This is a genomic window from Noviluteimonas caseinilytica (assembly GCF_018406605.1).
Classification (GTDB): Bacteria; Pseudomonadota; Gammaproteobacteria; order Xanthomonadales; family Xanthomonadaceae; genus Noviluteimonas; species Noviluteimonas caseinilytica.
Genome location: NZ_AP024545.1, coordinates 1,353,385 through 1,373,119, shown reverse-complemented (window position 1 = coordinate 1,373,119; position 19,735 = coordinate 1,353,385). Strand labels below are relative to the sequence as shown.

The 19,735-nt window shown below is 69.1% G+C and carries 19 protein-coding genes; 10 read left to right on the top strand and 9 right to left on the bottom strand.

Annotated features, from left to right (window positions below):
• Positions 1-61: 61 nt before the first annotated feature.
• On the bottom strand, positions 62-1,855 hold the full coding sequence (rho, locus tag LYSCAS_RS06720) for a transcription termination factor Rho (RefSeq protein WP_407075177.1): 1,794 nt from the start codon (positions 1,853-1,855) through the stop codon (positions 62-64).
• A 169-nt stretch (positions 1,856-2,024) separates the two neighbouring features.
• On the bottom strand, positions 2,025-2,351 hold the full coding sequence (gene trxA, locus LYSCAS_RS06715; RefSeq protein WP_213436963.1) for a thioredoxin TrxA: 327 nt from the start codon (positions 2,349-2,351) through the stop codon (positions 2,025-2,027).
• A 196-nt stretch (positions 2,352-2,547) separates the two neighbouring features.
• Here trxA and rhlB point away from each other — a divergent pair, with 196 nt between their 5' ends.
• The 5 genes from rhlB to ung all read left to right on the top strand — a co-directional run bounded on the left by rhlB (position 2,548) and on the right by ung (position 7,526).
• On the top strand, positions 2,548-4,251 hold the full coding sequence (gene rhlB / locus LYSCAS_RS06710) for an ATP-dependent RNA helicase RhlB (RefSeq protein WP_213436961.1): 1,704 nt from the start codon (positions 2,548-2,550) through the stop codon (positions 4,249-4,251).
• Positions 4,252-4,341: 90 nt separating this feature from the next.
• On the top strand, positions 4,342-5,031 hold the full coding sequence (locus tag LYSCAS_RS06705; RefSeq protein ID WP_213436959.1) for a cell division ATP-binding protein FtsE: 690 nt from the start codon (positions 4,342-4,344) through the stop codon (positions 5,029-5,031).
• Complete coding sequence (ftsX, locus tag LYSCAS_RS06700; protein ID WP_213436957.1) at positions 5,024-5,986, top strand: permease-like cell division protein FtsX; 963 nt, start codon at positions 5,024-5,026, stop codon at positions 5,984-5,986. Before LYSCAS_RS06705 ends, ftsX begins: the two co-directional genes overlap by 8 nt.
• On the top strand, positions 5,983-6,828 hold the full coding sequence (locus LYSCAS_RS06695; protein ID WP_213436955.1) for a response regulator: 846 nt from the start codon (positions 5,983-5,985) through the stop codon (positions 6,826-6,828). Before ftsX ends, LYSCAS_RS06695 begins: the two co-directional genes overlap by 4 nt.
• Positions 6,825-7,526, top strand: coding sequence for a uracil-DNA glycosylase (gene ung / locus LYSCAS_RS06690; protein ID WP_213436953.1), 702 nt, complete (start codon positions 6,825-6,827; stop codon positions 7,524-7,526). The genes LYSCAS_RS06695 and ung overlap by 4 nt, the downstream gene beginning before the upstream one ends.
• A gap of 20 nt (positions 7,527-7,546) precedes the next feature.
• Here ung and LYSCAS_RS06685 read toward each other — a convergent pair whose 3' ends face one another.
• Both LYSCAS_RS06685 and LYSCAS_RS06680 read right to left on the bottom strand, forming a co-directional pair.
• The gene (locus LYSCAS_RS06685) at positions 7,547-7,807 is read right to left on the bottom strand and encodes a hypothetical protein (protein WP_213436951.1); all 261 of its coding nucleotides are present in this window, start codon (positions 7,805-7,807) and stop codon (positions 7,547-7,549) included.
• Between the two features lie 17 nt (positions 7,808-7,824).
• Positions 7,825-8,283, bottom strand: coding sequence for a GNAT family N-acetyltransferase (locus tag LYSCAS_RS06680; protein WP_213436949.1), 459 nt, complete (start codon positions 8,281-8,283; stop codon positions 7,825-7,827).
• 48 nt (positions 8,284-8,331) lie between these two features.
• Here LYSCAS_RS06680 and LYSCAS_RS06675 point away from each other — a divergent pair, with 48 nt between their 5' ends.
• From LYSCAS_RS06675 to LYSCAS_RS06660, 4 genes are read left to right on the top strand one after another with little or no spacing between them, the layout of a single operon-like run.
• Complete coding sequence (locus LYSCAS_RS06675) at positions 8,332-9,378, top strand: two-component system sensor histidine kinase NtrB (RefSeq protein ID WP_213436947.1); 1,047 nt, start codon at positions 8,332-8,334, stop codon at positions 9,376-9,378.
• The gene (ntrC, locus tag LYSCAS_RS06670; protein ID WP_213436945.1) at positions 9,368-10,777 is read left to right on the top strand and encodes a nitrogen regulation protein NR(I); all 1,410 of its coding nucleotides are present in this window, start codon (positions 9,368-9,370) and stop codon (positions 10,775-10,777) included. Before LYSCAS_RS06675 ends, ntrC begins: the two co-directional genes overlap by 11 nt.
• A 22-nt stretch (positions 10,778-10,799) precedes the next feature.
• The gene (locus tag LYSCAS_RS06665; RefSeq protein ID WP_213436943.1) at positions 10,800-11,354 is read left to right on the top strand and encodes a superoxide dismutase family protein; all 555 of its coding nucleotides are present in this window, start codon (positions 10,800-10,802) and stop codon (positions 11,352-11,354) included.
• Positions 11,351-11,839 carry a GNAT family N-acetyltransferase gene (locus tag LYSCAS_RS06660; protein ID WP_213436941.1) on the top strand — a complete coding sequence of 163 codons (489 nt, stop codon included), beginning with the start codon at positions 11,351-11,353 and terminating at the stop codon, positions 11,837-11,839. The genes LYSCAS_RS06665 and LYSCAS_RS06660 overlap by 4 nt, the downstream gene beginning before the upstream one ends.
• Here LYSCAS_RS06660 and LYSCAS_RS06655 read toward each other — a convergent pair.
• Positions 11,836-12,726, bottom strand: a complete 891-nt coding sequence (locus LYSCAS_RS06655) for a hypothetical protein (protein WP_213436939.1) — start codon at positions 12,724-12,726, stop codon at positions 11,836-11,838. The genes LYSCAS_RS06660 and LYSCAS_RS06655 overlap by 4 nt on opposite strands.
• A 103-nt stretch (positions 12,727-12,829) precedes the next feature.
• Between LYSCAS_RS06655 and LYSCAS_RS06650 the strand changes: the two genes are divergently transcribed.
• Positions 12,830-14,107, top strand: coding sequence for an acetyl-CoA C-acetyltransferase (locus tag LYSCAS_RS06650; RefSeq protein WP_213436937.1), 1,278 nt, complete (start codon positions 12,830-12,832; stop codon positions 14,105-14,107).
• 7 nt (positions 14,108-14,114) lie between these two features.
• Here the strand turns inward: LYSCAS_RS06650 and LYSCAS_RS06645 are convergent, their stop codons facing one another.
• From LYSCAS_RS06645 to LYSCAS_RS06630, 4 genes are read right to left on the bottom strand one after another with little or no spacing between them, the layout of a single operon-like run.
• The gene (locus LYSCAS_RS06645; RefSeq protein ID WP_213436935.1) at positions 14,115-15,407 is read right to left on the bottom strand and encodes a TCR/Tet family MFS transporter; all 1,293 of its coding nucleotides are present in this window, start codon (positions 15,405-15,407) and stop codon (positions 14,115-14,117) included.
• A 48-nt stretch (positions 15,408-15,455) separates the two neighbouring features.
• Positions 15,456-16,520 carry a hypothetical protein gene (locus LYSCAS_RS06640; protein ID WP_213436933.1) on the bottom strand — a complete coding sequence of 355 codons (1,065 nt, stop codon included), beginning with the start codon at positions 16,518-16,520 and terminating at the stop codon, positions 15,456-15,458.
• Positions 16,513-17,922, bottom strand: coding sequence for a hypothetical protein (locus tag LYSCAS_RS06635; RefSeq protein ID WP_213436931.1), 1,410 nt, complete (start codon positions 17,920-17,922; stop codon positions 16,513-16,515). The genes LYSCAS_RS06640 and LYSCAS_RS06635 overlap by 8 nt, the downstream gene beginning before the upstream one ends.
• Positions 17,919-19,607: a molecular chaperone HscC gene (locus LYSCAS_RS06630; RefSeq protein ID WP_213436929.1), complete on the bottom strand. Its 1,689-nt coding sequence runs from the start codon at positions 19,605-19,607 to the stop codon at positions 17,919-17,921. Before LYSCAS_RS06630 ends, LYSCAS_RS06635 begins: the two co-directional genes overlap by 4 nt.
• Positions 19,608-19,735: the final 128 nt, after the last annotated feature.

Genomic DNA, 19,735 nt, shown 5'->3' with positions numbered 1-19,735 from the left:
CCCGCGCCAACAAGAACGCCCCGCATCGCGGGGCGTTTTCTTTTCCTGCCGGAAGCCGATATCAGCGCTTCATCGAGCCGAAGAACTCGTCGTTGGACTTCGTGTTCTTCATCTTGTCGAGCAGGAATTCCATCGCGGCGATCTCGTCCATCGGGTGCAGGAGCTTCCGGAGGATCCAGATCTTCTGGAGCATTTCCGGCTCGATGAGGAGGTCTTCGCGGCGCGTGCCCGAACGGTTGATGTCGATCGCCGGGTAGACGCGCTTTTCGGTGATGCGGCGGCTCAGGAGCACTTCGGAGTTGCCGGTGCCCTTGAACTCTTCGTAGATCACCTCGTCCATCTTGCTGCCGGTTTCGACCAGCGCGGTGGCGATGATGGTCAGCGAGCCGCCTTCTTCCACGTTGCGCGCCGCGCCGAAGAAACGCTTCGGGCGGTGCAGCGCGTTGGCGTCCACGCCGCCGGTGAGCACCTTGCCGGAGCTCGGGACGACGTTGTTGTACGCGCGGGCCAGGCGGGTGATGGAGTCGAGCAGGATGACGACATCCTTCTTGTGCTCGACCAGGCGCTTGGCGCGCTCGATCACCATTTCGGCGACCTGCACGTGGCGCGCGGCGGGTTCGTCGAACGTGGAGGAGATGACCTCGCCGCGCACGGTGCGCTGCATTTCGGTCACTTCTTCCGGGCGCTCGTCGATGAGCAGCACGATCAGGTGCACGTCCGGGTGGTTGGTGGTGATCGCGGTGGCGACCTGCTGCAGCATCATCGTCTTGCCCGCCTTCGGCGGCGAAACGATCAGTGCGCGCTGGCCTTTGCCCTGCGGCGCCATCAGGTCGAGGATGCGGCCCGAGATGTCCTCGGTGCTGCCGTTGCCGCGCTCCAGCGTGAAGCGGCGGCGCGGGAACAGCGGGGTGAGGTTCTCGAACAGCACCTTGTTCTTCGAGGCTTCCAGCGGCTCGCCGTTGATCGTGTCGACCACCGACAGCGCGAAGTAGCGCTCGCCATCCTTCGGGAAGCGGATGCGGCCGGACAGGTGATCGCCCGTGCGCAGGTTGAAGCGGCGGATCTGGCTCGGCGAGATGTACGTGTCGTCCGGGCCGGCCAGGTAGCTGGCTTCGGCCGCGCGGAGGAAGCCGAAGCCGTCCGGCAGGATTTCGAGCACGCCGTCTGCGGCGACGCCTTCACCGTGGCGCGTGAGCACCTTCAGCAGCGCGAAGATCACGTCCTGCTTGCGGGCGCGGGCCACGCCTTCGGAGATGTTCAGCTGTTCGGCGATCTCCAGCAGCTTCGGCGCAGGCATGCGCTTGAGGTCGCTGAGGGAGTACTGCGGGAAGCCTTCCGGCACGCTCGGCATCGGGCGCTGCGGGAAGTGCTGCTGTTCGTTCGCGCCCTGGTCCTGCGGCATGCCGTCGTCGCGGTAACGCTCGCGCTGGCGGTCTCGGCGGTTGCGGAAGCGGTCGCGGCGGTTGTTGTTGAAGCGGCCCTGGCCATCGCCGCCGTCATCGCCCTGGTCGCCGCCGTCGGCCTGCTGGCCGCCGCCCTGCTGCTGGGGATTCTGGTTCTGGTTCTGGTGTTGCTGCTGGTTCTGGTTCTGGTTCTGGTGCTGCTGGCGCTGCTGCTGGTGCTGCTGCGGCTGTTGCTGCTGCGGCGCCTGCGGTTGCTGCTGCGGCGCCTGCGGGGCCTGCGGCGGCGCGACGGGCGCGCTTTCGGCCGGCGGTGCGCTGGCGGCGGGCGCGGCCGCATCGGTGCTGGCGGCGGCTGCACGCGGCTTGCGCACGCGCTTCTCGGCGACGGCGCCGGAGTCGGAATTCTGGTCGGACAAGTAGGGATCCTCGCTAAGCGGCGAGCGCCCGCGGATGCGCGGGCGGGGTTTCAGGAGAGGGTTTCAGAAGGGTGCGGCGCGCTTTCGCCTGCGCCGGGTGCAGCGAAACTAGCACTGGCCCGACGCGGCGGCAAGCGTGCCCCGCTGATGGCAAGTGTGGAATTCAGCAAGTGTCGGCCGCGCGAAGGCACGGCCGGGGGTCATCTCAGAGCGCCTTGTCCAGCATCTGCGCCAGCTGGGCCTTGCCCACCGCGCCGATCTGGGTGGCCTGGACCTGGCCGTTCTTGAAGAGCAGCAGGGTCGGGATGGAGCGCACGTGGTACTTCATCGCGATGTTGCGGTTCTGGTCGATGTCGACCTTCACGACCTTGGCGCGGCCGGCATAGGTGGAGGCCAGCTCGTCGAGCGCCGGGGCGATCATCTTGCAGGGACCGCACCACGTCGCCCAGAAATCCACCAGCACCGGGCCCTGGGCAGTGAGGACCTGGGCGTCGAAATCGGCGTCGGTGGCGTGGATGACGTTGTCGTTCATGTGCGTCCTCGGAACTGCTTGGGCGTGGGAAGGCAGCCTGGCGCTCGGTGCGCCGCGGGCTGCTGCTAGACTTGGGCGCTATCCGCGGCGGCTTCAAGCCCCGCCCGCACCCCCGAATCGATGGCCGGCAGTCTGCTTCGCGGACGCCCCCCGACGCAAGGGCGACCACCGCGCCCCACAGGCAGCCTTCCGACGCATGAGCGACAAGCCCCTTACCGATATCGCCTTCTCCGAGTTCGACCTCCATCCGGCGCTGCTCGCCGGCCTGGAAGCCGCGGGGTTCAACCGCTGCACGCCGATCCAGGCGCTCACCCTGCCGCTCGCCCTCGCGGGCCGCGACGTCGCCGGCCAGGCGCAGACCGGCACCGGCAAGACGCTGGCGTTCCTGATCGCCGTCATCAACCGCCTGCTCACGCGCCCGGCGCTGGCCGATCGCAAGCCGGAAGATCCGCGCGCGCTGATCCTGGCGCCCACGCGCGAACTGGCGATCCAGATCCACAAGGACGCGGTGAAGTTCGCCGACGCGCTGGGCCTGAAGTTCGCGCTGGTCTACGGCGGCGTGGATTACGACAAGCAGCGCCAGATCCTGCAGTCGGGCGCCGACGTCATCATCGCCACGCCCGGCCGCCTGATCGACTACGTCAAGCAGCACAAGGTGGTTTCGCTGCACGCGTGCGAGATGTGCGTGCTGGACGAAGCCGACCGCATGTTCGACCTGGGCTTCATCAAGGACATCCGCTTCCTGCTGCGCCGCATGCCGGTGCGCACCGAGCGCCAGACGCTGCTGTTCTCCGCCACGCTCTCGCACCGCGTGCTCGAGCTGGCCTACGAACACATGAACGAGCCGGAGAAGCTGGTCGTCGAGACCGAGTCCATCACCGCCGCGCGCGTCCGCCAGAAGATCTACTACCCGGCCGACGAAGAGAAGATCCCGCTCCTCATCGGCCTGCTCTCGCGCAGCGAAGGCGCGCGGACGATGGTGTTCGTGAACACCAAGGCGTTCGTCGAACGCGTGGCGCGCGCGCTGGAGAAGGCCGGCTACCGCGTCGGCGTGCTCTCCGGCGACGTGCCGCAGAAGAAGCGCGAGTCGCTGCTCAAGAAGTTCCAGGCCGGCCAGCTCGAGATCCTGGTGGCCACCGACGTCGCCGCGCGCGGCCTGCACATCGATGGCGTCTCGCACGTCTACAACTACGACCTGCCGTTCGACGCCGAGGACTACGTCCACCGCATCGGCCGCACCGCCCGCCTGGGCGCCGAGGGCGACGCGATCAGCTTCGCCTGCGAGCGCTACGGCATGTCGCTGCCCGACATCGAAGCCTTCATCGACCAGAAGATCCCGGGCGAGCACGTCACCGCCGACATGCTGGTCGCGATGCCGCGCACGCCCCGCCCGGTGGTGGAAGGCGCGGAGCCGGAAGAAAGCGTCAGTTCCATCTTCCGCGAAGCGCGCGAGCAGAAGGCCGCGGACGAAGAACGCCGTGGCGGTGGTCGCAGCAAGCCTGGCGCGGGGCGTTCGTCGCCCGGCGGCGGGCGCCCCGGCGAGCGTCGCCCGCACGGTGAGCGCGGTCCGCGCCCGCCGCGCAAGCCCGAAGGCGTGCCCGCTGCCGCGGCCGTCGATGGCAGCGCGCCGCAGCCCGTGGCCGCCGCACCCAGGCCCCCGCGCCCGCCGCAGGCCTCGGTCGAAGGCGCGCCGGATGCCGAACGCGCGCCGCGCAAGCGTCGTCGTCGTCGCGGCGGCAAGCGCATCGAAGGCGCCGACGCGCTGCCGATGCAGCAGTCCGCGCCCGCGCAGGTCGGCGCCAAGCCGGCCTCCGTGCCCGACGCCAGCCCCTCGCTGCTGTCCCGCGTCGCGAAGGGCCTGAAGGCGCTGGTCACGCGCGCACCGCGCTCGCAGCACTGACGATCCGATGATCCGCACCGCCGCGCCTAGCCGCGGCGGTTGGCTCCGGCGATACTGCGGGCCCTCGTCCCACGGATGCGCCGCACGCCGATGTCGGTCCTGCGCTTCGACAATGTCAGCAAGCAATACCCGGGCGGGCATGTCGCGCTGTCGGAGGTGAGCTTCGACGTCGCGCCCGGCGAGATGCTGTTCGTCACCGGCCACTCTGGCGCTGGCAAGAGCACGCTGCTCAAGTTGATCCAGCTGGCGGAGCGTCCTTCGCGCGGCGCCGTGCTGTTCGGCGATCGCAACCTGGCGAAGGTGCGCGGCGGGAAGGTCGCGCTGCACCGGCGTTCGGTCGGCGTGGTCTACCAGAACCACCAGTTGCTGATGGACCGCAGCGTGGGCGAGAACGTCGCGCTCCCGCTGATCCTGCGCGGCATGAAGCGCGGCGAGATCGGCAAGCGCGTGCGCTCGATGCTCGAACGCCTCGGCCTGGGCCCGCGCGAACGCGCCCTGCCCTCGCAACTCTCGGCCGGCGAACAGCAACGCGTCGGCATCGCGCGCGCGCTCGTGGCAGAACCGGCGATGCTCGTCGCCGACGAACCCACCGGCAACCTCGACCCCACCTTGTCGGCCGAAATCATGGCGCTGTTCGCCGCGCTGCCGGAAACCGGCACCAGCGTGCTCGTCGCCAGCCACGACCTCGGCCTGATCAAGCGCATGCGCAAGCGCGTGCTGGTGCTGGACCAGGGGCGACTGGCCGACGACATCTCGCCGGAGGAGCTCGCCGATGCCTGAGGCAGCTGCCGTGCGCGACAAGCGCACCCATTCCAGCGGCCCCGGTGCGTGGGTCGACCATCATCTCTACAGCTTCGTCGCGAGCCTCGGGCGCGTGTTCCGCAAGCCCTGGGCCACCTTGCTCACCGTCGGCGTGATGGCGGTGGCGCTCGCGTTGCCGCTCGGCCTGTGGGTGGTGCTGGGCAACGTGCAGCGCTTCGCGGGCGAGGTGCAGAGCTCGCGGCAGATCTCGGTGTTCCTCAAGACGGGCGTCGATGCGGCGCATGCGAACGCAGTCGCCGACACATTGCGCAAGCGCGATGAAGTCGCTTCGGTCGTCGTGCGCACGCCGGACGAAGGCTTGCAGGTGCTGCGCGCGCAGGACGGCCTGGGCGAGGCGATCGATGCACTCGCCGCCACCGGGGCCGACGACAACCCCCTGCCCTACGCGCTGCTGGTGGTGCCGCGCGGCGATGACCTCACGCTCGCCGAATCCTTGCGCGCATTGCCGGATGTCGACCTCGTGCAGCACGACGCCGTGTGGCGTTCGCGCCTGGACAACTGGTTGCGCTTCGGCGGGCGCGTGGCGCTCGTGCTTGCGGCATTGCTGAGCCTGGGGGCGCTGCTCGTCGTCGGCAACACCGTGCGCCTGGACATCCAGTCGCGGCGCGACGAAATCGGCGTGCTGCAGTTGCTCGGTGCGAGCGACGGCTTCATTCGCCGCCCGTTCCTGTACCTGGGCATCTGGTACGGGCTCGCGGCCGGCGCACTCGCGCTCGCATTGCTCACCGGTGCATGGATGGCGTTGCGCGCGCCGCTGGCGGACCTCGCCAACAGTTACGGCAGCGGCTTCACCCTGCAGGGCGTCGATCCGTTGCAGGCCGCGATCGTGATCGGCGGCGCCACGTTGCTCGGCTGGATCGGCGCGGGCGTCGTCACCAGCCACTTCCTGCGCCAGACGCGGCCCACGCGATGAGCAGCCAGGACCTCCGGCATCTCATCAGCGACGCACCGCGCGTGCTCGTCGTCGATGGCTCCAAGCTCGTGCGCAAGTTGATCGGCGACGTGCTGGTGAAGGAATTGCCGAACGTCGAGGTGGTCGGTTGCGCGGGCGTGGCCGAAGCGCGCGCTGCGCTCGACACCGGCCCGTTCCACCTGGTCACCACCGCGCTGTCCCTGCCCGACGGCGACGGCATGGCGGTCGCGAAGATGGTGCGCGCCGCGTCCGGCCAGGCCTACGTGCCGGTGATCGTGGTGTCCGGCGAAGCGCAATCGCGCCTGGAAGACCGCAGCCTGAGCGAAGACGTCACCGATTATTTCGACAAGGGCCTCGGCCACAACGCGCTCGCCGCGTTCATCCGCGGCTACGTGCAACCCGAACCCGTCGCCGGCGCGCGCGTGCTCTACGTGGAAGACAGCCGGGTCGTCGCGATGGCGACCAAGCGCATGCTCGAACGCCAGGGCCTGCAGGTCGTGCACACGATCAGCGCCGAAGACGCGCTCAAGCATCTCGAAACCTTCCGCGACAGCCCCGATGCACCCGGCGCGGACCTCGTGCTCACCGACGTGTACCTGAAGGGCGAGCTCAGCGGCCGCGACCTGCTCGCGAGCATCCGCAACGATTTCCGCTACGGCAAACGCCAGTTGCCGGTGCTGGTGATGACGGGCGACGAGAACAAGGACAACCAGAGCGGCCTGTTGCGCGAAGGGGCCAACGACCTGGTGCTCAAGCCGATCGAAGAACGCCTGCTCGTCACCAAGACCCTGTTCCAGCTGCGCGTGGCGAAGATGCCGGAGCAGCGCAGCCTCGACGCATGACGGACGCACCGTCCGCGAACACCGACCGCGTTCGCCTCGAACCGGGCTGGAAATCGCGCATCGGCGATTACCTGTTGCGCGACGACATGCAGGCGCTGTCCGCGTTCCTGCGCGAGCGTCGGGCGAAGGGCGCGCAGGTGTTCCCGCCGTTGCCGCAGGTGTTCGCCGCGCTGGACGCCACGCCGTTCGACAAGGTGAAAGTGGTGATCCTCGGCCAGGATCCGTACCACGGCTTCGGACAGGCGCACGGCTTGTGTTTCTCCGTGCAGCCCGGCACCGCGATCCCGCCGTCGCTCGACAACGTGTTCAAGGAATTGCAGCGCGACCTCGGCATCCCGCGGCCTGCGCACGGCTGCCTCACGCACTGGGCCGAACAAGGCGTGCTGCTGCTCAACGCCGTGCTTACCGTCGAAGAAGGCAAGGCCGGCGCGCACGCGGGGAAAGGCTGGGAATGCTTCACCGACCGCATCGTGGAAGTGCTCGCCAACGAACGCGAGCATCTCGTGTTCCTGCTGTGGGGCGCCTATGCGCAGGCGAAGGGCAAGGTGATCGACACCGGCCGCCATCGCGTGCTGAAGGCGCCGCATCCTTCGCCGCTGAGTGCGCACCGCGGGTTCATCGGATGCGGGCACTTCTCGAAGACGAACGAATACCTGGTGCGGCACGGGCAAGCGCCGATCGACTGGCGCCTGCCTTGACCAACACGCGCTGACGCGCGTCAGTCCTGCTTCAACGCCAGGTCCACGCCGAGCGTCTTCGACAACTCCGTGATCCGCGCCTGCAGCGCCCCGTCCACTTCCTGCGGGCGCACGCGGCCGAGGATGCCCTTCAGCACGCGCTTCTCGTTGTCGTCCACCACGCCGTCGGCTTCGGCGATCGCGACGATGCGATTGAGTTCGCCCAGGTCCAGCTTGCCGTCGTCGCTGAAACAGGTGATCGAGTGGAAGGCCATCTCGAGGTAATCGCGGCTTTCGGCCATGTCTCGCTCCCTGCGGCTCAGAAGATCTTGCGATAGACGAGGAAGCACGAACGCTCGGCCACCTGGTCGTAGAGTCGCATCGCCGTCGTGTTGGTTTCGTGCGTTTGCCAGTAGACGCGGGGGGAACCCGCTGCACGGGCGCGGGCGTAGACCGCTTCGATCAGGGCGCGCCCGATGCCGGTGCCGCGCGCCGCCTCTGCGGTGAAGAGGTCCTGCAGGTAGCAGGTGGGCTGCAGCTGGATGGTGCTGCGGTGGAAGAGGTAGTGCGTGAGCCCCAGCAAGGTGCCCGCCCGGTCGGCGACCAGGGCGTGCATGGGTTCGGCCGGATCGAAGAACCGGGTCCAGGTCGTTTCGATGACCTCCGCCGGGACGGCGGTGTCGCCCTGCCGGCCATAGAAGGCGTTGTAGCCGGCCCACAGGCCCTCCCATTGCAGGCGGTCGGCGGGGGCGAGGTCGCGGATCACGATGGTGTTCATCGCCCGATCTTACGTGCGCTCCGGCCCCGCTCGCACTACATTGGTGCAATGTCCGACCGCGCCCTCGCCTTCGACCTGCTCACCACGCCCATCGCCTGGACGGGCGCCGATGGCCGCGTGGAAGGGGCGAACGCGGCGTGTGCGCGATGGCTGGGTGTCAGCGCGAAGCGGTTGATGGGCGTGCCGCTGGCGGCGCTCGAGTTCGAAGGCGATGCGTTCGCGCGCGCCCTGTCCGATCCCGCGCTCGAAGGCGCGCGCCTGCGCCGCATTCCCCTCGCCTTCCCCGGCAGCGATGCGCCGCGCTTCGCCGACGTCGCGTTGTCCGCGCGCGATGCGGGCGGCTGGTGGGTGGAAGCGCATCCGGTCGACGAATTTCCCGGCGAGGATCCCGCGCAGTTGTTGCCGAGTGCGTTGTCCGCGGCGCTGAAAGGCCTCGCGCATGAACTGCGCAATCCGCTCGCGGGCCTGAAAGGCGCCGCGCAATTGCTCGCGCGCCGCGTCGCCGACGATGCCACCGGCCGCGAACTCACCGCGCTCGTCGAATCCGAAGTCGATCGCCTCACCGCGCTGCTCGATCGTTTGCTGTCGCCCGCGCCGCCACGCCCGTTCGAACCGCTCAACATCCACGTCGTACTCGAACGCGTATTGCGCCTTGCGGAAACCGACGCAGGCTGGGCGGTGCGCCTCGTGCGCGATTACGACCCATCGTTGCCCGACGTGCTCGGCGATCCCGATCGCCTCACGCAAAGCACCTGGAACCTCGTGCGCAACGCGATCGAAGCCGGCGCCGCCAACATCACGCTGCGCACGCGCGCCGAACACCAGGTGCGCATCGGCGACACGCTGCATCCGCTCGCCATCCGCGTCGAGATCGTCGACGACGGACGCGGCGTGCCGGAAGAACTGGCCGAACGCATCTTCCTGCCCTTGGTGAGCGGCCATGCCGCGGGCAGCGGCCTTGGGCTGGCGCTCGCGCAACAGGTCGCGCGCGAGCATCGCGGCTCGCTCGCCTATCGCTCGCGCCCGGGCCACACGGTGTTCACGTTGTTGCTGCCGTCGTGGACGGCAGCGGAGGAGGGTACCGATGGCGAATGATGCGCGCCGCATCTGGATCGTGGACGACGATCGCGCCGTGCGCTTCGTCCTCGCCACCGCGTTGCGCGAAGCGGGCCACGCCGTCGATGGCTTCGAGAACGCGCGCGATGCGCTGGCGGCCTTGCGCGATCGCGGTGCGCCGGCGTTGTTGTTCACCGACGTGCGCATGCCGGGCGAAGACGGGCTCACGCTGCTCGACAAGCTCAAGCAGGCTGCGCCGCAGTTGCCGGTGATCGTGATGAGCGCGTACACCGACATCGCGAGCACGGCGGGCGCGTTCCGCGGCGGTGCGTACGAATTCCTGTCGAAGCCCTTCGACCTCGATGCCGCCGTCGCGCTGGTCGCGCGCGCGTTGCCGGAAGCGGGGGAGGGCGCGGCCGTCGCGCGCGTCGCACCCGCGATGCCCGGCACCGAGCTGATCGGCGAAACGCCCGCGATGCGCGCGTTGTTCCGCAGCATCGGGCGGCTCGCGCAGGCGCCGTTGTCGGTGCTCATCACCGGCGAAACGGGCACCGGCAAGGAGCTCGTCGCGCGCGCGCTGCATCGCGAATCGCCGCGCGCGCATCGGCCGTTCGTCGCGCTCAACACTGCCGCGATTCCCGCCGAACTGCTCGAGAGCGAATTGTTCGGCCACGAGGCCGGCGCGTTCACGGGGGCGACGAAGCGCCACGTCGGCCGCTTCGAACAAGCCGACGGCGGCACCTTGTTCCTCGACGAGATCGGCGACATGCCGGCGTCGCTGCAGACGCGGCTGCTGCGCGTGCTGGCCGAAGGCGAGTTCTTCCGCGTCGGCGGGCGCGAACTGATCCGCGTCGACGTGCGCGTGATCGCGGCGACACACCAGGACCTCGATGCACTCGCCGCCGAAGGGCGCTTCCGCGCGGACCTGCTGCATCGCCTCGATGTCGTGCGCCTGCACCTGCCACCGTTGCGCGAACGCACCGACGACGTGCCCGCGCTCGCCGAACGCTTCCTCGCCGCGGCCGCGCGCAAGCTGGACGCACCGCCGAAACATTTCGCCAAGGCCGCGCTTGCACGCCTGCGCGCGCACGACTGGCCCGGCAACGTGCGCGAACTCGAGAACCTCTGCTGGCGCGTCGCCGCGCTGGCGCCCGCCGATACCGTGGGCGTCGCCGATCTCGAAGCCGCCTTGCGCGCTTCACCGCGTGCATCCGTCGACGCCGACGACTGGGAAGCCGCCCTCGCACGCTGGGCCCGCGCCCGCATCGAGGCCGGCGACGCCGACCTGCATGCGGAAGCCAAGGCCAAGCTCGACCGGATCCTGCTGGATGCCGCCCTGGAACACACCCACGGCCACCGCGGCGAAGCCGCTTCGCGCCTTGGACTCGGACGTAACACGGTGACCCGCAAGCTCGGGCCCGGCCGCAAGCGTCGCTGATCCCTTTCACGGAGGAATTGCCATGCGCCATGCATCGCTCACCCTGTTCGTCGCCCTCGGCGTCACCGCGTGCGCGACCAAACCGCCGGCACCGCCCGCGGCGCCCGCACCGCAGAGCACGGCGAAATCCGCGCTGGTCAACCTTGCGCCCGCCTCGGGCAGCCTCGTCAGTGGCCGCGTGATGCTGGCGCCGATGCGCGACGGCGTGCATCTCACCGGCACGATCGGCGGCTTCCAGCCCGGCAGCGTGCATGGCCTGCACGTGCACGACAAAGGCGATTGCAGCGCCGCCGATGCGAGCAGCGCGGGCGGGCATTTCAATCCGACGGCCAGTGCGCACGGCCGCGCCGGCACGGCCACGCACCACGCGGGCGACATGGACAACGTCACCGCCGACGGCAATGGCCAGGTGCAGCTCGACATCCACCTGTCCAACGTGACGCTGGGCGGCGGTGCGGCGAACGACATCGCCAACCGCGCGCTCGTCGTGCACGCAGCCGCGGATGACTACATGACGCAGCCCTCCGGCAACAGCGGTGCGCGCGTGGCGTGCGGCGTGATCCAGGTGAAGGGATGACCGCCGCGGTCTACCGCGTGCGGACCGCGCACGCGGCCGACGCCCCGTTGCTCGCCGAATGGGCGGCCGCGATGGCGCTGGAAACCGAACACAAGCAACTCGACCACGACACGGTGCGCGCGGGCGTCGCGACGGGCATCGCCGAACCGGCGAAGGCGCGTTACTTCATCGCGATGCAGAACGCGTCGGTCGCAGGCTCGGAAGTGCTCAGCATCCCGGTCGGCACGCTGATGCTCACCACCGAATGGAGCGACTGGCGCAACGGCGACTGGTGGTGGATCCAGAGCGTGTACGTGCCACGCGAACACCGGCGCAAGGGCGTGTTCGCCGCGCTGTACAAACACGTGGAGACGTTGGCGAAGGACACGCCGGGCGTGGTCGGCTTGCGCCTGTACGTCGAACGCGAGAACGCCAACGCGCAGCGCACCTACGAAGCGCTGGGCATGCAGGACGAGGGGTACCGGATCTTCTTCGCGAAGACTTAGGCGAGCTCGGCGTGCGAATCCACGCCGGCATCGCAATGCACGAAGTTCACCGGGATGCCGTGCGCCTGCAACACCGCGGCGAACTGGCGCTGGCGTGCCTGGAAATGTTCGAACGCGCGTTCGAGCCGATCGCAGTCGCCTTCCGATGCGTGCGCGGCGTCCGGCATGTAGCGCGTGCGCCACGCTTCGGGCGTGAACAACGCGATGCGCGCTTCGCGATCGGCGTAATGCACGACGGGTTCCGACCCGGCCTCGAGCCATTCTTCCGCATCGGGGGCGAGCAGCGCGGCTTCCAGCACGGGCCACAACGGCGCGAGGCCGGCGTGTTCGTACTGCAGCGCCATCATCGCGGCGAGGTCGTGCAGCGTGAGATAGCGCGCGTGCTCCACCTGCAGGCCGAAGGTTTCCTGCGCGAACAACGCCGTCGCAGCGCCCGCCATCCCGCGCTCCATCAACTCGCGTTCGAAGCGATCGCCGATGCGCGCGGCGATGTCGGCGTCACCGCCGAGCACGAAGGGCACCAGGCGCAGCGGCCCGCCCGCGTGTTCGGGTTGCGGCGACAATGCGCCCGGCAACTGCGCCGCATGCGCGCCGAAGGCGATCACGCGCCCGCGCGCGTCGCCCGGGGCCCGCGCGGCGAGCTGGTCGAGTTCGCGATGCAGCGGCCAACCCGGCCGCAGCAGTTCGACCACGTCGTAATGCGCACCCACGGTGACCAGTTGCAATTCGCTGGCTTCGGGGGAAAACCCCGACAAATCCCGTGCAATGTGCTGCGCCAGCGTGCCCGCGGCGCCCTGGTCGAGCGCATGCAGCGCGGCTTGCGAGCCCGGTTTGAGCTCGAGGGCGAGGGCGCCGAGCAATTGCAGGTCCGGCGTCGTGTCGTTCATCTGTCGTCCGGGCTCGTGGATTGGCCCCGCACAGGGGCGGGTTTACACTGCGGCGCATTATGCCCGCGCGCGACGCGCGGGCCGTGATCCACGAGGTGCCTCGATGCTGCACGGCCGTCCCGTCGCCATTCTCGGCGGCGTCCGCATTCCCTTCTGCAAGCAGAACACCGCTTATGCGGACGTGGGCAACCTGGGCATGTCGGTGCGGACGCTCGGTGCGCTGGTCGAAAAGTTCGGCCTGCACGGCCAGCAGCTCGGCGAAGTGGCGCTCGGCGCCGTCATCAAGCACTCCAGCGACTGGAACCTCGGGCGTGAAGCCACGCTGTCGTCCGGCCTGTCGCCGCTCACGCCCGGCATCACCCTGCAGCGCGCGTGCGGCACCTCGCTCGACGCGATCGTGCACATCGCGGGCAAGATCGCGACGGGCCAGATCGAAGTCGGCGTCGGCGGCGGTGCGGACACCACGTCCGACGTGCCGATCGTCTACGGCCAGGAATTCCGCCGCCGCCTGCTCGCCGCGGCCATGGCCAAGACCACCAAGGACAAGCTCGCCGCGTTCAAGGGCTTCCATCCGCGCGAACTCAAGCCGGACTTCCCGGGCGTGGCCGAGCCGCGCACCGGCAAGTCGATGGGCGACCACTGCGAGGACATGGCCAAGCAGTGGAACATCTCGCGCGATTCGCAGGACGAACTCGCCGCCGCCTCGCACCACAAGCTGGCTGCCGCGTACGACCGCGGGTTCTTCGACGACCTGGTCGTGAGCTTCCGCGGCGTGTCGCGCGACAACATCCTGCGGCCCGATACCTCGATCGAGAAGCTCGCCACGCTCAAGCCCGCGTTCGATCGCACCAGCGGGCGCGGCACGCTCACCGCGGGCAATTCCACGCCGCTCACCGATGGCGCGGCCGCGTGCCTCGTCGCGACGGACGAATGGGCGTTGGCGCACGACCTCGAAGTGCTGTGCCACCTGCGCGATGCACAGGTCGCCGCGGTGGACTTCGTGCATGGCGAAGGCCTGCTGATGGCGCCGACGATCGCGGTGGCGGACATGCTCCGCCGCAATAACCTGACGCTGCAGGACTTCGACATCTACGAGATCCACGAAGCCTTCGCAGCGCAAGTGCTGTGCACGCTGCGCGCATGGGAGAGCGAGGAATACTGCCGCTCGCGCCTCGGCCTCGACGCGCCGATGGGGCGCATCGATCCGGCGAAGATCAATCCCAACGGCTCATCGCTTGCGGCGGGTCATCCGTTCGCGGCCACCGGTGCGCGCATCGTCGCCACCGCCGCGAAGGAACTGAAACAGCGCGGCGGCGGACGGTGCCTGATCTCCATCTGCACCGCCGGCGGCATGGGCGTCGTCGCCATCCTCGAACGCTGACGCGCGATCAGCCTTCGCCTGGATTCGCGGGCGCGGGCAGCGGACCGTCCACTTGCAGTTCGGCGTGCGTGCGGATGAAGCGCCACGCCACCAGGCCCGCGCTGGCCAGCAACGCGCAGGCCAGCAGGAACGGCGCACCCGGCAACTTCGCCGGCGCATGCGGGCCGATGAAGAGCGCGAACACCGAGGTGTAGATCGCCGGCGCGATGATGCCCGCCAGGCTCGCCAGGCTCGTCAACGCACCCTGCACGCGCCCCTGGACTTCGGGCCCCACCAGGCGCGTCACCATCGATTGCGTCGCCGGCATCGCCAGCGCCCACAACGCCATGATCGGCATGCCCATCAGGAACACCGCGCCCGTGGGCGCCAGTCCGTAGATCGCGAAGCCGACCACGCCGCACGACAGCCCGATCAGCAACGCGCGGCGTTCGCCGAACTTCGCGACGACGCGCTTCACCAGCACGGCGTTGACGATCACGCTGAGGACGCCGACGACGCCGAGCACGTAACCCACCGTGCGGGGGCCCCAGCCGTACGCGGCATCGGCGAACAGCACGAAGACGCTCGGATACACGTAGTGCGCGAGGTTGAGCAGGAACACCACCGCGACCATGCCCCAGATCGCCGGATAGCGCGCCAGCAGCTTCATCGAACCGAACGGATGGGCGTGCGCCCAGTCGATGCGCGCGGAACGTCGCGCCTTGGGCAGCGACTCGGGCAGCACGAACAGGCCATAGCAGAAGTTGACCAGCGCCAGTCCCGCCGCGGCCCAGAACGGCAGGCGGATGTCGATGCCACTGAGCGTGCCGCCGATGATCGGGCCGACGATGAAGCCCAGGCCGAATGCGGCGCCGAGCATGCCGAACGCCTGCGCGCGCTTCGACGGCTCGGTGACGTCCGCGATGTAGGCGTTGGCCGTGGTGAAGCTGGCCGCGAAGATCGCGGAAATCACGCGCCCCACCAGCAGCCAGGGCAGCGTTTGCGCCAGGGCCATGAAGATGAAGTCCACGCCCAGGCCCAGGCACGACAACAGGATCACCGGCCGGCGCCCGAAGCGATCGGACATCGCGCCCTGCACCGGCGAGCTGACGAACTGGATGGCGGCGAACAGCACGCCGAAGATGCCGACCCATTTCGCCGCCGTCACCATGTCGCCGCCGGCCATCTCCTGCACCAGGTGCGGCAGCACGGGAATGATCAGGCCGAACGCCATGATGTCGATCAGGACGGTGACGAAGATGAAGACGGTCGCGGCCTTGCGCGCGCCGGGATGGGCGCCGGTGGGGGCGTCGGAAGTCACTGGGGATTCCCGCGGATGGACGACAGGCGCGCAGTCTAGCGTGGCCCGTCAGCCGGCGAGACAGCCCTTCATCATCGAGGCAGCGCAGAGCAGGCCGAACATCAGGCCTGGCAGGACGAGCGGCGCGGCCGGGCCCCTGCGCGACTCCGAAGTCATCGCCACTGCGAACCATCCGAGTGCATAGGCAAAGGCGATGCCCGCCGTATTCATGGCGAACGCGATGGCGTTGGCCATCGTGTGCGCGAACGGCAGGGTGGTGGCAAAGGCGTAGGCCGCCGCGCGCGACAACCCGACCAGCGTGCGAGGTTCCGACAGTACGGTGCGATTCCCGGCGGCGTTCCAGAAAGTGACCTGGCGCGGGTCGATCTCCGGCGGCAGCGCGATCCGCGAAACACCGAGCCATTGGAGCAGCGCGTGCAGGCGCGTGGGAACACCGGGGATCAGCGAGAACAGCAGTACCTGCCAACGCGCGAACGGCCGCTTCAGCTGGCGGACCCATGCGTTCGCGGCGCGTGGCGTCGCGGCGAGGTGCCTGTCGATCATCGCGCGCGCCAGGTCGCTCGCATGCTCCGGCAGCAGGTACCAGCGCACGATCAGCGTTTCGCGCAGCAGTGCCACCTGGACCGGATCGCGACCGCGATCGATCTGCCACTCGTCGAAGAAGCCGGCGAGCACATCGAACGCGTGCTCGCCGAATGGCGGCAGTTCCTCCCACAGCATCGTGGCGATGTCGCTTGCCGCCTCGCCCTTGTGCTTGAGCGACCACAGCACGTCCTGCGCGAGCAGCCACGTTCGCAATCCCGCCGCATCGTCCGCGCGGCCGAACGCCAGCAGCGCGGGATGGAGCGTGTCGATCGACTGCGCGGATGCGTCCGGTTCCGGCGATACGACGGCCCCGATCGGCGCGTGGATGGCCTGGTTCGCCGGCATCACCGCAACGTCCGCGTCGTCGTCGATCATCCAGCACGCGGCTTCGTACATTGCGCGCAACTGCTGGAACCCTGCCGGGTCCTCGTCGGGCCGCGCAGCCTTCAACCGCTGTGCGTACGCGCGTTTCAGGTCGCGGACGCTTGCGCCGGAGCCCAGGCCGAACCACGCGAGGGCATCAAGCATTGCGATACCGCGGCAGGCTGCGATGCCGGAACGTATCGACCATCCACAACACCAGCGCCGCCGTCAGCGTCACCGGCCACAAGGCGGCCAGGAACACGTACAGGAGTGCGTACGCGATGTTCAGCGTCGGAATCCGGTGGCCGCCGCGTCGCATGAAACGGTAGAACGCGAGCGCGGAAATCGCGGGCGCCAACGCGAACATCCACGCGAGGTTGTCGGTGGCCGCCCACGCCACGAACATCGACACCACGAGCAGCGGCACCGCAAGCGTTCGCAACCATGGCCACCGCGTGGGCGCCTGGTCCGGGGCGGCCTGCCAGTTGAACAGCCAGCGCAGCGGGACGGTGAAGCACAACCACGGCAGGTACATCGCCGCCGCCCACAGGGGCGACCATGCGAAATCGATGAGCGTTTCGCGCAACCAGTGCGTGTCGTAGCGGATCGACGTCACCAGCGTGACGAACCACGCGAAGGCCAGCGCCCACGTGCCGCCGATCGCAAGGCGCGGCAGGCGCAACGCCGACGTGGTGCAGGCCTCCATGAAGAACTTCACCTGCGCCGGTTCCACCGGGGGCGGCAAGTCGAGGCGTCCGCCGTCCACGCGCAGCAGGAAATCGCACACCCGCCTGGGCCCGTTGCGCACGCCGAACCACCAGGCCTGCGCGAACTTCAACGGACGGGTCACCTGGCGCAGGATCGCCTCGGCCTCCTTCTCGCCCGGCCTGCCGTCGGGTCCGCGCACGATGCGGAACAGCTGGCGCTTGTTGGCGAGCAGGTAACGCACGTGCATGCGCCGCCGCAATCGCAGCAGCGCCGCGGCGTCCACGTTGCGCTGCACCTGGGCGAGGCCGAAGAACTGCAGCGTGTCGTCGAACAACGCGTTCCGCAGCGCGGGCGCGTCGTCGAACAAACGCTGGACCAGCAACCGGCCCGCCGATTGCTTGCCGTCCAGCGACCACAACGCCGGATGCGCCTCGAGCCAGTCGCGCAGGCGACGTTCGTCGTCGAGCGTCGCGCGCGCGATGAAGTCTTCGTAGAACGCCTGCGCGTCGAACGGTGCTTCGACCGGCGCATCCACCACGGCAGGCACGCGCGTGGACGGCTGCCACGCAGGCTGCGTCATGCGGATGCGGGCGATCGTCACCGGGGCTGCGTCGTCATCGCCGGCGCTTTCGAATTCGGCTTCGGCTTCGGTGTCTGCTTCGTCCGCATCGACACCGGCGACGGCCTGCGCATCGCGCCACTGCACGAACTGCATTGCGTCCTGGTACCACGCATGCAGCTGCTGGAATCCGTCCGGATCCACGTCCGGCCGCATGCCCTTCAGGCGCGTCGCATATTCCCGCTTCACGGCGCGCACGTCCGCCCCGGCCGGCAGGCCGAGGCGCTGCAGCGGATTCATGCGTTGGCCTCGATCTCGTCCAGGCCCGCGGAGAACGCCTTGCGGTCGTGGTCGATGCGCGCGGTGTCCTGCGAATCCAGCGCCGCGCGGAACGCGGCGATCCATTGCGCCAGCGTCGCGCGTGCGCCGAGGTATTCCTCGTACAAGCGCTCGGCGCGCGCCAGCACCGCCAGGTTTTCCTGGTGTTCGCGCGGGTGGATCTTCAGCCCTTCGAGTTTCGCCAGGCGCTCGCGGATCTCCGCGGCGCTCAGCAACCCCGGATTCTGTTCGAGCACGAGTTCGTGGCGCTTGCCGGTGGCGTGCTCGGTGACTTCCACCTGCAGCAGGCCGTCGACGTCGTACGTGAAGCGCACGGTCACGCCGTTCTCGTGTTTCGGGCGGCGCGGATCCAGCTTCACCTGGATCTCGCCCAGGCGCACGTTGTTGGCGACCATCGGGTTCTCGCCCTGGAACACCGGCAACGCGAGCACCTTCTGGTGGTCCTGGATCGGGAAGAACTGGTCTTCGCGGCTCACCGGCACGGTGCTGTTGCGTTCGATGATCGGCTGGAAGAAGCCGGCCTGGTACGTGCCGTCCTCGCTCTGGCGCGCCACTTCGGTGCCGAGCGTGTATGGGCACACGTCGGTGAGGATGACTTCTTCCAGTCGTGCGTCGCGCGCCTTCAGGCCCGCGGCGACGGTGGCGCCGAGCGCGATGGCCTGGTCGGGATCGATGTGGCGCAGCGGCAGGCGGCCGAACATGCGCGACACCATCTTCGCGACCATCGGCATGCGGCTCGCGCCGCCGACCAGCAGGATTTCGTCGAGCTGCGACGGCGACAGCTTCGCATCGCGCATCGCGCGTTCCAGCGGCGCGCGCATGCGCTGCACCAGCGGTTCGCACAGGCGCAGGAAGCGCGCTTCGTCGATCGTCCACTGCACCGGCTTGCCGCCCAGCTGCACGTCGACGCTCGCTTCCGAAGCGCCGCTCAGCGTGCGCTTGGCGAGCTCCAGCGCGCGCGACACGCGGGCCAGTTCCATCGCTTCGAGCGCGGACACCTTCACGCCCTGGTCGTCGAAGAAGGCCTGCAGCAGCACGCCGAGGAAATCCTCGCCGCCGAGATAGTTGTCGCCCGCGCTGGCATGCACTTCGACGACGCCTTCGAACATCTCGAGGATCGACACGTCGAAGGTGCCGCCGCCCAGGTCGAACACGAGGAAACGGGACTCGCGGTCGCGCTGCTGCAGGCCGTAGGCGAGCGCCGCGGCGGTGGGTTCGTTGACCAGGCGCTCCACGCGCAGGCCGGCGAGTTCGCCCGCGGCGCGCGTGGCCTTGCGTTGCGCATCGGAGAAGTACGCCGGCACGCTGATCACCGCATCGGTCACGCGTTCGCCGAGCGCGGCTTCGGCATCGGCGACGAGCGAGCGCAGCACGAGCGCCGACAACTCTTCGGGCCGGAACGCACGCTTGCCGAGGAAGGTTTCGCGATTGGTGCCCATCCAGCGCTTGAACGCCGCCACCGTGTGCTGCGGATGGCTGACGAGGCGATCGCGCGCGGCCTGGCCGACCAGGATCGTGTCGCCGTCCACGCTCACCACCGACGGCGTGAGGACGTCGCCGAGTGCGTTGGGGAACAGCCGTGGGCCGTGTTCCGAGTAGGTGCCGATGAGTGAATGCGTGGTGCCGAGGTCGATGCCGACGATCATTGGCGCGTGGTTCCCCGCACGCGGCCCGTGGCCGGCGCGTCTGTGCTGTGGATGACTGCGCGCCGCAAACGGCGCTCCCCGGCGCCGATGGTACCGGGCGATCGGGCATATCGCACCGTCTGTCGGCA